Genomic DNA, 15669 nt, shown 5'->3' with positions numbered 1-15669 from the left:
CCGGGTGAGCGGGTGGTGGAGCGTCTGCATCTGGGTGTGCCGATGGCGAACACGCGGATGTACGTGCTGGACGAGGGGCTGCGTCCGGTCGTCCCGGGTGTGGTGGGGGAGTTGTACGTCGCGGGGAGTCACCTGGCTCGGGGGTATGTGGGTCGGTCGGCGCTGAGCGCCGAGCGGTTCGTGGCGGATCCGTTCGGTCCTGCGGGTGAGCGGATGTACCGGACGGGTGACCTGGCGCGGTGGAACGAGTTCGGTGAGGTGGTGTTCGAGGGGCGTGCGGACCAGCAGGTGAAGCTGCGTGGTTTCCGGATCGAGCTCGGTGAGATCGAGACCGCGCTGCTGGCCCATGACGCGGTGGCGCAGGCCGCGGTGATCGTGCGGGAGGACCGGCCGGGCGACAAGCGCCTCGTCGCCTACGTCGTCCCCGCGCCCGGAACCCGCGTCGACACCGACGGCCTGCGGCGCCACTGCGCGCAGCGCCTCGCCGAGTACATGGTCCCCTCCGCCTTCGTCGAGCTCGACGTCCTTCCCCTGACCGCCAACGGAAAGCTCGACCGCCGCGCCCTGCCCGCGCCCAGGCTCGGCACCGGGCCCGGCGGCCGGCAGGGCCGTACCCCCGTCGAGGAGGTGCTGTGCGGACTCTTCGCCGACGCGCTCGGACTGCCCGCGGTCTCCATCGACGACGACTTCTTCCGCCTCGGCGGACACTCCCTCCTCGGTACGCGGCTGGTCAGCCGCATCCGGCACACCCTGGGGGCGCAGGTGTCCGTACGCGACCTCTTCCGCTGCCCCTCCGTCGCCGGATTCGCCGAGTTCCTCGCCGACCCCGGTGCCGACGGGCAGGGGCGGCGGCCGGCCCTCGTGGCGGGCGACCGGCCCGAGCGGGTGCCGCTGTCCGCCGCCCAGCGGAGGCTCTGGTTCCTGGCGCAGATGGAGGGCGCGTCGGCCACGTACAACATCCCCCTCGCCGTACGCCTCACCGGAGTCCTCGACGCCGACGCGCTGCGGCTCGCCCTGGCCGATGTCGTCGGGCGGCACGAGGCGCTGCGCACGGTCTTCCCCGCCGAGCAGGGCACGCCCCACCAGGTGGTCGTGCCGGCCGCCGGGGCGCACCTCGACCTGCCGGTCATCCCGGCGACACGCGACGCACTGCCCGCGGTACTGCGCGACCTGTCCGCCACCACCTTCGACCTGGCCCGCGAACTGCCCGTCCGCGCCGACCTGGTGCGGATCACGGACGACGAGCACGTGCTGCTCCTCGTGACCCACCACATCGCCTCCGACGGCTGGTCCAACACCCCCCTCATGCGGGACCTCGGCGCCGCCTACACCGCCCGGATCGAAGGCGCGGCGCCCGCGTGGGAGCCGCTGCCCGTCCAGTACGCCGACTACGCCCTCTGGCAGCAGGCCCTGCTCGCCGCCGACGAGGAGCGGCAGCTCGACCACTGGCGCCAGGCGCTCGACCGGCTCCCGGAGGAGGTGACGCTGCCCGCCGACCGGGCACGGCCGGCCACCGCCTCGTACCGGGGCGCCTCCCTCACCGTCCAGTGCCCCGCGGACCTGCACACCGCGCTCACCCGGCTGGCCCGTGAGAACGGCACGACGCTCTTCATGGTGGCGCAGGCGGCCACTGCGGTCCTCCTGTCGCGCTCCGGCGCCGGCGCGGACATCCCGCTCGGCTCCCCGGTCGCGGGACGGACCGACGAAGCCCTCGAAGACCTGGTCGGCTTCTTCGTGAACACCCTGGTGCTGCGCACCGACGTCAGCGGCAACCCGACCTTCCGGGAGCTCCTGGAGCGGGTGCGGGCCACCGACCTGGCCGCCTGGGCGCACCAGGACGTCCCCTTCGACCGGCTCGTGGAGACCCTCAACCCCGAGCGCTCCGCCGCCCGCCACCCCCTCTTCCAGGTGATGCTCTCGGTCACCGACGCGGCCGGTCCCGTACCCCGACTTCCGGGTCTGCGGGCCGAGTCGGAGTTCACGGCGCTCGACATCGCCAAGTTCGACCTCACGGTCACGTTCCACGAGCACCGGGCGGACGACGGCGGCCCGGCCGGCCTGGGCATCACCGTCGAGTACGCCACCGACCTCTACGAGGCGGCCACCGTCTCGGCCGTCACCGCCCGCCTGGTCCGGCTCCTCGAAGCGGCCGCCGGCGCCCCCGACGTCCCGATCGGAGACCTCGACGTCCTGGCGGCCGACGAACGCACCCAGCTCCTCGACACCTGGCACGGCACCGCGCGGTCCCGCCCCGCCGCCTCGCTGCCGCAGCTGTTCGCCGCGCAGGTCGCCCGTACACCGGACGCCGTCGCCGTCACGCTCGGCGGAGAGCGGCTGACGTACGCGGAGCTCGACCGGCGCGCCAACCGGCTGGCCCACCGGCTGATCGCCGAAGGGGTACGGCCCGGGTCGCGTGTGATCCTCTTCCTGGAACGCTCCCCGGAAGCCGTCGTGGCGATCCTCGCCGTGGTGAAGGCCGGCGCGGTGTACGTACCGCTGGACACCCGCTACCCGGCGGACCGCATCGAGCTGATCGTACGGATGTCCGGCGGGACCCTGTTCCTCACCGACCGTGCACCCGGTGATGTCGAACTCCCCTCGGGTGCACGCATGATGACGATCGCTCAGGCACTCTCCACAGACCTGCCCGACACCGCCCCCGAGGTCGACGTCCACCCCGAGCAGCTCGCCTACGCGATGTTCACCTCCGGCTCGACCGGCGTGCCCAAGGGCGTCGCCGTCACCCACCGCAACATCACCGAGCTCGCCGCCGACACCCGGTTCACGGGCGACGCCCACCGCCGTGTGCTGCTGCACTCGCCGCTCGCCTTCGACGCGACGACGTACGAGCTGTGGGCGCCCCTGCTGTCCGGCGGCACCCTCGTCGTGGCCCCGCCCGGCCTGCTCGACACGGCGGCGCTCGCTTCGGTCCTCGCCACGGAGGCGATCACCGGTCTGTGGCTGACGGTGGGCCTGTTCCGGCTGGTCGCGGAGGAGGACCCGGGCGCGTTCGCGGGGCTCGGTGAGGTGTGGACGGGCGGCGACGTGGTGCCGCCCGAGGCGGTACGCCGGGTGATGGAGGCCTGCCCGAACCTGACCGTCGTCAACGCCTACGGGCCCACGGAGACCACGACGTTCGCGACCTCCCACGAGATCCACCGGCCCTTCGACTACCAGGGCGCGCTGCCCATCGGCCGCCCCATCGACAACACCCGGCTCTACGTCCTCGACGAGCACCTCGGCCTGCTGCCGGCCGGCGTCCAGGGCGAGCTGTACATCGCGGGCACGGGACTCGCCCAGGGCTACCTCGACCGGCCTGCGCTCACCGCCGAGCGGTTCGTCGCCGACCCGTACGGACCCCCGGGCTCACGGATGTACCGGACCGGCGACCTCGTGCGCTGGTCGCGCGAGGGCGAGATCGAGTACCTGGGGCGGGCCGACCAGCAGGTGAAGCTGCGCGGTTTCCGCATCGAGCCGGGCGAGATCGAGTCGGCCCTCGTCACCCACGACTCCGTGGCACAGGCCGCCGTGATCGTCCGCGAGGACCGCCCCGGCGACAAGCGGCTCGTCGCCTACCTCGTCGGACACGGCGGCACCGCCCCGGACCCCGACCTGCTCCGCGCCCACGCCGACGGCCTCCTGCCCGACTACATGGTCCCGTCCGCGTTCGTGGTCCTGGACGCCCTGCCGCTGACCTCCAACGGCAAGCTGGACCGCCGTGCCCTGCCCGCACCCGCCGCCACGACCACCGGCAGCGGCCGGCAGCCGCGCAACCCGCGCGAGGAAGTCCTGTGCGGGCTGTTCGCCGACGTCCTCGGCGTCCCCGCCGTCACCATCGACGACGACTTCTTCCGCCTCGGCGGGCACTCCCTGCTCGCCACCCGGTTGATCAGCCGGATCCGCACCGCCCTCGGGGCCGAACTCCCGGTCCCCACCCTCTTCGAGAACCCGAACGTGGCCGCCCTGGCCGAGCGACTCGACCGCGCCGAGACCGCGCGACCCAAGCTGCGGCCGATGCGCCGGATGGGAGCCTCCCAGTGATTCCCCTGTCATACGCCCAGCAGCGCCTGTGGTTCCTCGCCCAGCTGGAGGGACCGTCGGCGACCTACAACATCCCGCTGGCCCTCCGCCTCACCGGCACCCTCGACACCGAGGCGCTGACCCTGGCCCTCGGCGACGTGATCGCCCGGCACGAGAGCCTGCGCACCGTCTACCCGGAGCGCGAGGGCACGCCGTACCAGGAGATACGCGAGGCCGCGGACGTCCGCCTCGAACTGCCCGTCCTCACCGCGACGGAGGAGACCCTCGCGGACGTCCTCGCCGCCCAGTCGGCCCATGTCTTCGACCTGGCCGTCGACCTGCCGGTGGAGGCGCGGCTGATCCGCCTCGCGAACGGGGACGGACGGACGGACGCGGACGACGACCAGCACGTCCTCCTCGTCGTCATGCACCACATCGCCTCCGACGGCTGGTCCATCGCCCCGCTGCTCCGCGACCTGGCCCACGCCTACCGGGCCCGCGTCGCCGGCCGCGCCCCCGAGCAGGACCCGCTGGAGATCCAGTACGCCGACTACACCCTCTGGCAGCACGAACTGCTCGGCGACGCCGACGCCGAGGACAGCGTCATGGCGCGGCAGATCGCCTACTGGCGCGAGCGGCTGGCCGGACTCCCCGCCGAGGCCACCCTCCCCGCGGACCGGCCGCGCCCCGCCGTCGCCTCCTACCGCGGAGACACCCGCACTCTCCACTGCCCGCCCGCGACCCACGCGGCCCTCGTCGAGCTGGCCCGGGGGAGCGGCGCCACCCTCTTCATGGCGGCGCAGGCGGCGCTCGCGACCGTGCTCGCCGCCTCCGGGGCCGGGACCGACGTCCCCGTCGGCTCCCCGGTCGCCGGCCGGACCGACGAGGCACTCGACGACCTCGTGGGCTTCTTCGTGAACACCCTGGTGCTCCGCACCGACGTCAGCGGCGACCCGACCTTCCGGGAGCTCCTGGAGCGCGTCCGGGCCACCGACCTGGCCGCGTGGGCACACCAGGACCTGCCCTTCGACCGGCTCGTCGAGGCCCTCAACCCCGAGCGCACCGGCGACCGGCACCCCCTCTTCCAGGTGATGCTGACCCTGGTGCAGGCGGGAGCGACCGCAGCGGGGACCGGCAGCTCCTCGGCCGCCGCCACGGACTCCGGCTCCGCCGCCGGTGCCGACTTCCCCGGCCTCCGGACCCGCGCCGAGTACTCGCCCACCAGCACCGCCAAGTTCGACCTCACCGTCGGATTCGACGAGCACCTCACCGACGACGGCCGTCCCGGCGGTCTCGACATCACCGCCGAGTACGCCACCGACCTGTACGACCCCGAGACCGTCGAGGCGCTGCTCGCCCGGCTCGGTCGGCTGCTCGCCGAGGCCGTCGCCCACCCCGACACCCCCCTCTCCGGACTCGACCTGCTCGACGAGGCCGAGCACACCCTGCTCCTGGACACCTGGACGGGCCGCGCGACCCCGGTGCCGGAGGCCTCCCTCGCGGACCTCTTCACCGAGCAGGCCGCACGCACCCCGGACACGGTGGCCCTCGCCCAGGCGGGCCGCGGCTACACGTACGCCGAGGTCGACGCCCTCACCAACCGGTTCGCGCACCGCCTCGGCTCGCTCGGCGTGGGACCCGAGACCGTCGTCGCCGTCCTGATGGAACGCTCGGTCGACCTGGTCCTGTCCCTGCTCGCCATCACCAAGGCCGGCGGCGTGTACGCCCCTCTCAACGCCGTCGACCCGGCCTCCCGGCTCTCCCGCATCCTCGCCGACACCGCCGCGCCCGTCCTGCTCGTCGACCCGGCGCTCGCGGACCACGAGATCCTCACGGAGGCCACCGGCGTACGGATCGTCCTCGTCGACGGGCTCGACCGGGACCCCGAGCTCGCCGCCCACCCGGAGACCGCCCCCGAAGTCACCACGCACCCCGACCAGTGGCTGTACGTGATGTTCACCTCGGGCTCGACGGGCGTGCCGAAGGGCGTCGCCGTCACCCACCGCAACGTCGCCGAACTCGCCCTGGACCACCGCTGGACCCGGCCCGCCCACGCGCGCGTGCTCTTCCACTCCCCGCACACCTTCGACGCCACGACCTACGAGCTGTGGGCGCCCTGGCTGACGGGCGGCACCGTGGCGGTCGCCCCGCCCGGAGTCCTCGACACGGCGGCGATGGCAGCGGTCCTCACCGAGGAGTCGATCACCGGCCTCTGGCTGACCGCCGGTCTGTTCCGGCTGGTCGCCGAGGAGGAGCCGGGCGCGTTCGCGGGGCTCGGTGAGGTGTGGACGGGCGGCGACGTGGTGCCGCCCGAGGCGGTACGCCGGGTGATGGAGGCCTGCCCGAACCTGACCGTGGTCAACGGCTACGGCCCCACGGAGACCACGACGTTCGCCACGTCCCACCCGGTCCGCAGGCCCTTCGACTACGACGGCGCGCTGCCCATCGGCCGGCCCCTCGACAACACCCGCCTGTACGTCCTCGACGACCACCTCGGCCTGGTGGCGCCCGGAGTCCCCGGCGAGCTGTACATCGCGGGCGCCGGACTGGCCCGCGGCTATCTGGGCCGCCCGGCCCAGACCGCCGAGCGGTTCGTCGCGGACCCGTACGGACCCCCGGGCTCACGGATGTACCGGACCGGAGACCTGGTGCGCTGGTCACGGGAGGGCGAGATCGAGTACCTGGGGCGGGCGGACCAGCAGGTGAAACTGCGTGGTTTCCGCATCGAGCCGGGCGAGATCGAGTCGGCCCTGGTCGCCCACGACTCCGTGGCACAGGCCGCCGTGATCGTCCGCGAGGACCGGCCGGGGGACAAGCGGCTCGTCGCCTACCTCGTCGGACACGGCGGCGACTCCGGAACCGCGAGCGACGACGTCGACACCACCGCCCTGCGCCGGCACGCCGTCGACGCCCTGCCCGAGTACATGGTGCCGTCCGCGTTCGTCGTCCTGGACGCCCTGCCGCTGACCGGCAACGGCAAGCTCGACCGCCGTGCCCTGCCGCAGCCCGTACTGACCGGCGAGAGCGACGGGCGGGCCGCGCGGGGCCCCGTCGAGGAGGTGCTGTGCGGCCTCTTCGCCGACATCCTCGGCCGCGCCTCCGTCACCGTCGACGACCACTTCCTGCGGCTCGGCGGGCACTCCCTGCTCGCCACCCGGCTGGTCAGCCGGATCCGCGCCGCCCTCGGCGCGCGGATCACCGTGCGCGACATCTTCCAGCACCCGACCGTGGCCCAGCTCGCCGAGCTGGTCGCCACCGGCAGCGGCGAGCCGGCCCGTCCCGCCCTGACGGTCCAGGACCGGCCCGACCGGGTGCCGCTGTCGTCCGCGCAGCAACGCCTCTGGTTCCTCGACCAGTTGGAAGGCCCGTCGGCCACCTACAACATCCCGCTGGCCGTACGGCTCACCGGCGGCCTCGACACCGACGCCCTGCGTCTCGCGCTCACCGACGTCGTCGTACGCCACGAATCCCTGCGGACCGTCTTCCGGACCGCCGACGGCGAGGCCCACCAGCACATCCTCGCCGCCGACGGGATCGACGTACCCCTGTCGACGGCGAGGGCGACGGAGGAGGACCTCCCCGGGCTGCTCGCCGAGGAGAGCGCCGGGGTCTTCGACCTCACCACCGAACTGCCGATCCGAGCAGCCCTGTTCGGTCTGACGCCCGAGGAACACGTCCTCATGGTCGTCACCCACCACATCGCCTCCGACGGCTGGTCGAACGCCCCCTTCTTCGCCGACCTCGGCCGCGCCTACGAGGCCCGCGGCGCGGGCGCCGCCCCCGACTGGGCGCCGCTCCCGGTCCAGTACGCCGACTACACGCTGTGGCAGCGCGACCTCCTCGGTGCCGAGCAGCTTCCCCAACTCGAACACTGGCGTGCGGTGCTGGCCGGCCTCCCCGAGGAGGCCACGCTGCCGACGGACCGGCCCCGGCCCGCCGTCGCCTCCTACCAGGGCGCCACTCTCACCGTGTCCTGCCCCGCCCCGGTCCACCGGGCGCTGACCGGGCTCGCACGGGAGACCGGCACCACCGCCTTCATGGTGGCCCAGGCCGCCGTGGCCACCGTGCTCTCACGGTGTGGTGCCGGCACGGATGTCCCGATCGGTTCGCCGGTCGCGGGGCGGACGGATCAGGCTCTCGACGATCTCGTGGGCTTCTTCGTCAACACGTTGGTTCTGCGTACGGATGTGGGTGGTGATCCCACCTTCCGTGAGGTGTTGGGCCGGGTGCGGGAGACGGATCTCTCCGCGTGGGCTCATCAGGACCTTCCGTTCGACCGGTTGGTCGAGGTGCTCAACCCGGAGCGCTCGGCTTCCCGGCATCCGTTGTTCCAGGTGATGCTCACCGTGGGTGACACGGCGGTGGGCGCACCTGGACTCGGGGATCTGCGGGCGGAGTTCGTGGCTCCGGAGCTGCGGATCGCGAAGTTCGACCTGACGTTCGCGTTCGGTGAGCGGCGTGCGGCCGACGGGAGTCCGGACGGGCTCGACATCACCGTCGAGTACGCCACCGACCTCTACGACCGCTCCACGGCCGAGGCCGTCGCGCACCGCCTCACCCGCCTCCTGACGGACGCGGTGGCGGACCCCGACCGGCCGGTCTCCCGGCTGGCGCTGCTCGGCGACGAGGAGGACCGGCGTCTGGCCGAGTGGTCGGGACCGGCCACCGACGCGCCCCGTCTGGGTCTGGACGGTCTGTTCGCGGGGCAGGCGGCGCGGTCGCCCGAGGCGACGGCGCTGGTCTTCGAGGACCAGGTCGTGTCCTACGGGGAGCTGGATGTCTGGTCGAACCGGTTGGCCCGTCATCTGTCGGGTCGGGGGGTGCGCCCGGGTGATCTGGTGGGTGTGCATGTGGAGCGTTCGCCGCAGATGGTGGCCGCGCTGCTCGCGGTGCTGAAGGCGGGTGCCGGGTACACGATGCTGGACCCGCTGTTCCCGGTCGAGCGGCTGAACGGCGTCCTCGAGCAGGTGGCGCCGGCCGCGCTGATCACCCAGACGCACCTGTCGACGCTGTCCACGAGTGCGGTGGTGGTCGATCTGACGGCCGACATCGCCGAGGTGAGCGGGCTGTCGGGTGCGGCGGTGGAGACGGGAGGTTCGCCGGAGTCGGTGGCCTGCGTGATGTTCACGTCGGGCTCGACGGGTCTGCCGAAGGGCGTGATGGCCTCGCACCGTGCGTTGGCGGCGACCTTCGTGGGCCCGGACTATCTGGCCTTCGGTCCGGAGCAGACGTTCCTGCAGTGCTCGCCCGTCTCGTGGGACGCCTTCGCGCTCGAAGTCTTCGGCCCGCTGCTGCACGGCGGGGTGTGCGTCCTCCAGCCGGGTCAGCACACGGACCCGTACCTGATCGCGGAGCTGGTGGAACAGCACCAGGTCACCACGCTCCAGATGTCCGCAAGCCTCTTCAACCACATGCTCGACGAGTACCCGGCGGTCTTCAGGGGGATCCGCGAGGCCATGACCGCGGGCGAGGCCGCTTCACCGTCGCACACCGCCCGGGCCCTGGCCGACCACCCGCAGCTGCATCTGCTGAACGGTTACGGTCCGGCGGAGAGCATGGGGTTCACGACGGTGTTCGTGATCGAGCCGGGTGCGGCCGCGGGTGCGGCGAGCATTCCGGTGGGTGGTCCGCTGGCCGGCAAGCACGCGTATGTCCTGGACGCGAACCTGGAGCTGGTGGCTCCGGGTGTGCCGGGGGAGTTGTACGTGGCCGGGCACGGTCTCGCCCACGGTTACATCGGGCAGTCGGCGCTCACGGCGGACCGTTTCGTCGCCGACCCCTTCGGTCCCGACGGGGCGCGGATGTATCGCACGGGGGATCTGGCCCGGTGGAACAAGCAGGGTGACCTGGAGTACCTGGGCCGTGGTGACGAGCAGATCAAGCTCCGTGGTTTCCGTATCGAGCCGGGTGAGATCGAGGCGGCGTTGACTGCGCACGCCTCGGTGGTTCAGGCCGCGGCGGTGGTACGGGAGGACCGGCCCGGCGACAGGCGTCTGGTCGCCTACGTGGTCGGCGAGGCGGCGCCGGAGGAGCTGCGCCGGCACGTCGCCGCCCGACTGCCCGAGCACCTGGTTCCGTCGGCCTTCGTGGTCCTGGACGCCCTGCCCCGCACGGTCAACGGCAAGCTCGACCGCCGGGCCCTGCCCGCTCCCGACGACACCGGCGGCTGCGAGGGCGGACGAGCACCCCGTAACCCGGCCGAGGAGATCCTCTGCGGCCTCTTCGCCGACAACCTCGGACTCGAATCCGTCGGCATCGACGACAACTTCTTCCACCGCGGCGGCCACTCCCTCCGCGCCACCAGACTCACCTCCAGGATCCGCGACGCCTTCGGCGTGCGCCTCGGGGTGCGGGAGATCTTCCAACACCCGACCGTGGCGCGGCTCGCCGAGCTGATCGCGGTGAGTGGCGGCGAGGAAGAGCGCCCCGCCCTGGTGGCAGGCGAGCGGCCCGAGCGGCTCCCGCTGTCCTCCGCCCAGCAACGCCTCTGGTTCCTCGACCAGTTGGAGGGGCCCTCGCCCACGTACAACATTCCGCTGGCCGTACGGCTCACCGGCCGCGTCGACGTGGAGGCACTGCGTCTCGCGCTCGTCGACGTCGTCGTACGCCATGAATCCCTGCGGACCTCCTTCCCCTCCGAGGGTGGCTCGCCGCACCAGGCGATCCGCTCTCTCACGGCGACCGACCTCGCGCTCCCGGTGACCCCGGTGACGGAGGAGTCGCTGCCCCAGGTGCTGGCCGGACTGTCCGGCACCACGTTCGACCTCTCCGCCGATCTGCCCATCCGCGCGGATCTGCTGGAGCTGTCCCCCGGGAAGCACGTGCTTCTGGTGGTGATGCACCACATCGCCTCCGACGGCTGGTCGAACGGCCCGCTCCTGCGGGACCTCGCCACGGCGTACACGGCCCGCAGTGCGGGCGCCGCCCCGGAGTGGGCGCCGCTCCCGGTCCAGTACGCCGACTACACCCTCTGGCAGCGGAGTCTCCTCGCCATCGATGAGGAGCGCCAAGTCGCCTTCTGGCGAAAGAAGTTGGCCGAACTGTCCGAGGAGGCGACACTGCCCGCGGACCGGCCCCGGCCGGCCGTCGCCTCCTATCGCGGGGCCACCCACACGGTGACCGCCCCCGCGCCCACGCACGCCGCCCTGACCGGGCTGGCGCGCGAGACCGGAACCACCCTGTTCATGGTCGCTCAGGCCGCTGTCGCCACCCTCCTGTCACGGTGTGGTGCCGGCACGGATGTCCCGATCGGTTCGCCGGTCGCGGGGCGGACGGATCAGGCTCTCGACGATCTCGTGGGCTTCTTCGTCAACACGTTGGTTCTGCGTACGGATGTGGGTGGTGATCCCACCTTCCGTGAGGTGTTGGGCCGGGTGCGGGAGACGGATCTCTCCGCGTGGGCTCATCAGGACCTTCCGTTCGACCGGTTGGTCGAGGTGCTCAACCCGGAGCGCTCGGCTTCCCGGCATCCGTTGTTCCAGGTGATGCTCACCGTGGGTGACACGGCGGTGGGCGCACCTGGACTCGGTGATCTGCGGGCGGAGTTCGTGGCTCCGGAGCTGCGGATCGCGAAGTTCGACCTGACGTTCGCGTTCGGTGAGCGGCGTGCGGCCGACGGGAGTCCGGACGGGCTCGACATCACCGTCGAGTACGCCACCGACCTCTACGGCCCCGAGACGATCACGCGTCTCCTCGACCGCATGCTGCTCCTCCTGGAGTCCGCCGCGACCGAGCCCGACGCCCGCGTCGGCGCGATGGCGCTCCTCCAGGAGGACGAGCGGGAACAGCTCACCGCGTGGGCGGGCGTACGGACCGAGGCTCCGGAACTCGGTCTGGACGGTCTGTTCGCGGGGCAGGCGGCGCGGTCGCCCGAGGCGACGGCGCTGGTCTTCGAGGACCAGGTCGTGTCCTACGGGGAGCTGGATGTCTGGTCGAACCGGTTGGCCCGTCATCTGTCGGGTCGGGGGGTGCGCCCGGGTGATCTGGTGGGTGTGCATGTGGAGCGTTCGCCGCAGATGGTGGCCGCGCTGCTCGCGGTGCTGAAGGCGGGTGCCGGGTACACGATGCTGGACCCGCTGTTCCCGGTCGAGCGGCTGAACGGCGTCCTCGAGCAGGTGGCGCCGGCGGCTCTCCTCACCCAGTCGCATCTGCCGCGGCTCGCCACGGAGGCGGTGGTCGTCGATCTGACGGCAGAGACCACCGACGTCAGTGCGCTCTCCGGGGCTGCCGTGGAGACGGGTGGATCACCCGAATCCGTCGCCTGCGTGATGTTCACGTCGGGCTCGACGGGTCTGCCGAAGGGCGTGATGGCCTCGCACCGTGCGTTGGCGGCGACCTTCGTGGGCCCGGACTATCTGGCCTTCGGTCCGGAGCAGACGTTCCTGCAGTGCTCGCCCGTCTCGTGGGACGCCTTCGCGCTCGAAGTCTTCGGCCCGCTGCTGCACGGCGGGGTCTGCGTCCTCCAGCCCGGTCAGCACACCGATCCCCATCTGATCGCGGAGCTCGTCGAGCAGCATCAGGTCACCACGCTCCAGATGTCCGCGAGCCTCTTCAACCACATGCTCGACGAGCACCCCCAGACCCTCGCCCACGTCAAGGAGGCCATGACCGCCGGGGAGGCGGCGTCCCCGACCCACACCGCCCGGGCCCTGGCCGACCACCCGCAGCTGCATCTGCTCAATGGCTATGGTCCGGCGGAGAGCATGGGGTTCACGACGGTGTTCGTGATCGAGCCGGGTGCGGCCGCGGGTGCGGCGAGCATTCCGGTGGGTGGTCCGCTGGCCGGCAAGCACGCGTATGTCCTGGACGCGAACCTGGAGCTGGTGGCTCCGGGTGTGCCGGGGGAGTTGTACGTGGCCGGGCACGGTCTCGCCCACGGTTACATCGGGCAGTCGGCGCTCACGGCGGACCGTTTCGTCGCCGACCCCTTCGGTCCCGACGGTGCGCGGATGTATCGCACGGGGGATCTGGCCCGGTGGAACAAGCAGGGTGACCTGGAGTACCTGGGCCGTGGTGACGAGCAGATCAAGCTCCGTGGTTTCCGTATCGAGCCGGGTGAGATCGAGGCCGCGTTGACTGCGCACGCCTCGGTGGTTCAGGCCGCGGCGGTGGTACGGGAGGACCGGCCCGGCGACAGGCGTCTGGTCGCCTACGTGGTCGGCGAGGCGGCGCCGGAGGAGCTGCGCCGGCACGTCGCCGCCCGACTGCCCGAGCACCTGGTTCCGTCGGCCTTCGTGGTCCTGGACGCCCTGCCCCGCACGGTCAACGGCAAGCTCGACCGCCGGGCCCTGCCCGCTCCCGACGACACCGGCGGCCGCGAGGGCGGACGAGCACCCCGTAACCCGGCCGAGGAGATCCTCTGCGGCCTCTTCGCCGACAACCTCGGACTCGAATCCGTCGGCATCGACGACAACTTCTTCCACCGCGGCGGCCACTCCCTCCGCGCCACCCGCCTGATCAGCCGCATCCGCGCCGTCTGGGACACCCGCATCACCATCAGCGACCTGTTCCGGAGCCCCACGCCCGCCCTGCTCGCCGAGCAGATCGCGGCCGGCAGCGGCGACGACCCCCTCGGCACCGTGCTGCCCATCCGGGCCGTCACGGAGACGAACTCCGGTGAAGCCCCGCTGTTCTGCGTCCACGCCGTGTCCGGAGTGAGCTGGGGGTACGCCGGTCTGCTGCCCCACCTCGACCAGGACCGGCCGGTCGTCGCGCTCCAGGCCCGCAGGCTCGGCGGCCCGCACGACGCACCGTCCTCCATCGAGGAGATGGCCGACGACTACCTCGCCGAGATCCGCCGGATCCAGCCGCACGGCCCGTACCACCTGCTCGGCTGGTCCTTCGGCGGTCTCGTCGCGCACGCCGTGGCGGCCAGGCTGGAAGCGGCGGGGGAGGACGTCGCCCTGCTGGCCCTGCTCGACTCCTACCCGCTGCCCGACGGGTTCCGCGCGCCGGAGATCGACGGCCGGCACGTGCTGACCGCCCTGCTCGGCTCCGCCGGAGAGACGGTGGAGGTGCGCTGCGCGGACACGACGCCGGACATCGGCGAACTCGCCGACGCGCTGCGCCGGTCGGACCCGGTGCTCGGCGCCCTCGAGCACGCGCAGGCGGCGGCCGTCGTGGCGGCCACCCTCGACAACCTGCGGATGCGGTACCGGTACGTGCCGGACGTGCGGTTCGGCGGCGATGCGGTGTTCTTCGACGCCACCGGCACTCCGGCCCCCTCGTCGGGCGCCGGGGCCTGGGCGCCGTACGTGACCGGACGGGTCGAGGAGTTCGCCGTCGACTGCGAGCACGCCCGGATGACCGAGGCGGAGCCGCTGCGGGAGATCGGACAGGTCCTGGCCCGGCGCCTGCGGCCCGCCCGCATCGCCCGCATCTGAGAACCCGGACGCACGGGGCCCGTACGGCTGCACCACCGCCGTACGGGCCCCGGCATGTCCGGCGCCGTGCGTGCCCGGGCATGCCCGGCGTCGTACGGGCCCCCGGCATGCCCGCGTCGTACGGACCGGCACGACGGACCGGCACGTCCGCGTCGAACACACGGCCCGGCACGTCCGCGTCGTACGGGCCCGGCGCCGCCCCCGGCGGCCGCCCGTGCGCCGAACTGCCCGCATACTGCCGCCCGACCAGCCGGATCCCGGCCCCCGCGCTGCCTAGCGTGTGGGTGTCCGCACGATCGGCCAGGCCCTGTGAGCGGTGCGGTCCGGCCCCCAGAGGAAGTCAAGGACATGGTGGATCATTCCGGTTGGCGGGTCGGCGTCGCCTCGGCCCCGATACATCACGGCGAAATTCTCCAGGGCGTCTTTCCGCACCAGGGCCAGCTCACCCGGGGACTGGTCACCCTGCCGTGCACCGTCCACACCACCCGGGCCTCGTTCATCCCCGCGCGGGGCGAGGAGCTGACCGTCTACCCGACCTGGAAGACCAAGGCGCGACGGGCCGCCCAGCTCACCGCCGAGGCCTGCGTCCCGCCCGGGGAGGGGCCGGTGGGCGGGCATCTCGAACTCACCGGCGACGTGCCGCTCTGCCGCGGCTTCGGCTCCTCCACGAGTGACGTCCTCGCCGCGGTCTGGGCCGTACAGGACGCCCTGGTGTCCCCACTGCCCCCCGAGGAGATCGCCAGGATCGCGGTCCGGGCCGAGACGGCGTCCGACTCCCTGATGTTCAACGAGAGCTCGGTGCTGTTCGCGCAGCGCGAGGGCAAGGTCATCGAGGACTTCGGGTACCGCATGCCGGCCGTGCGGGTCCTCGGCTTCGGCTCGCGGCCCGAGAACGAGGGCAGGGGCATCGACACCCTGGCCTTCCCGCCCGCCGAGTACGGCAGCGCCGAACTCGAACTCTTCGCCGAACTCCAGGTGATGCTGCGCGAGGCCATCCACACCAAGGACGTCGCCCTCGTCGGCGCCGTCGCCACCGCCAGTACCGACATCAACCAGCGGCACCTGCCCATCCCGCGTCTCGACGGCCTGCGCTCCATCGTGCGGGAGACCGGCGCCCTCGGCATCCAGGCCGCGCACAGCGGGGACATCGCCGGGCTCCTCTACGACCGCGACGACCCCGAGGTCGAGGCCCGCACCGAGCACGCCCAGCGACTCCTGCACAACATCGGCATCCACGAGCAGTGGATCTTCACGACGGGTGACTGAC

Annotated in this window: 3 protein-coding genes; all 3 read left to right on the top strand. The window is 72.6% G+C overall.

Going from position 1 to position 15669, the window contains the following annotated elements:
* The coding region (locus ACZ4XX_RS02450) for an amino acid adenylation domain-containing protein (RefSeq protein ID WP_468506141.1) at nt 1-4041 on the top strand (4041 nt) is incomplete at its 5' end.
* On the top strand, nt 4038-14402 hold the full coding sequence (locus ACZ4XX_RS02445; RefSeq protein WP_468506140.1) for a non-ribosomal peptide synthetase: 10365 nt from the start codon (nt 4038-4040) through the stop codon (nt 14400-14402). The genes ACZ4XX_RS02450 and ACZ4XX_RS02445, both read left to right, overlap by 4 nt.
* A gap of 348 nt (nt 14403-14750) precedes the next feature.
* Entirely contained in the window at nt 14751-15668 is a 918-nt protein-coding gene (locus ACZ4XX_RS02440; protein WP_468506139.1) for a GHMP family kinase ATP-binding protein, read from the top strand.
* Nucleotide 15669 lies beyond the last annotated feature (1 nt).

Source organism: Streptomyces sp. NPDC029956, assembly GCF_055574655.1.
This window is presented reverse-complemented; position numbering and strand designations above follow the sequence as displayed.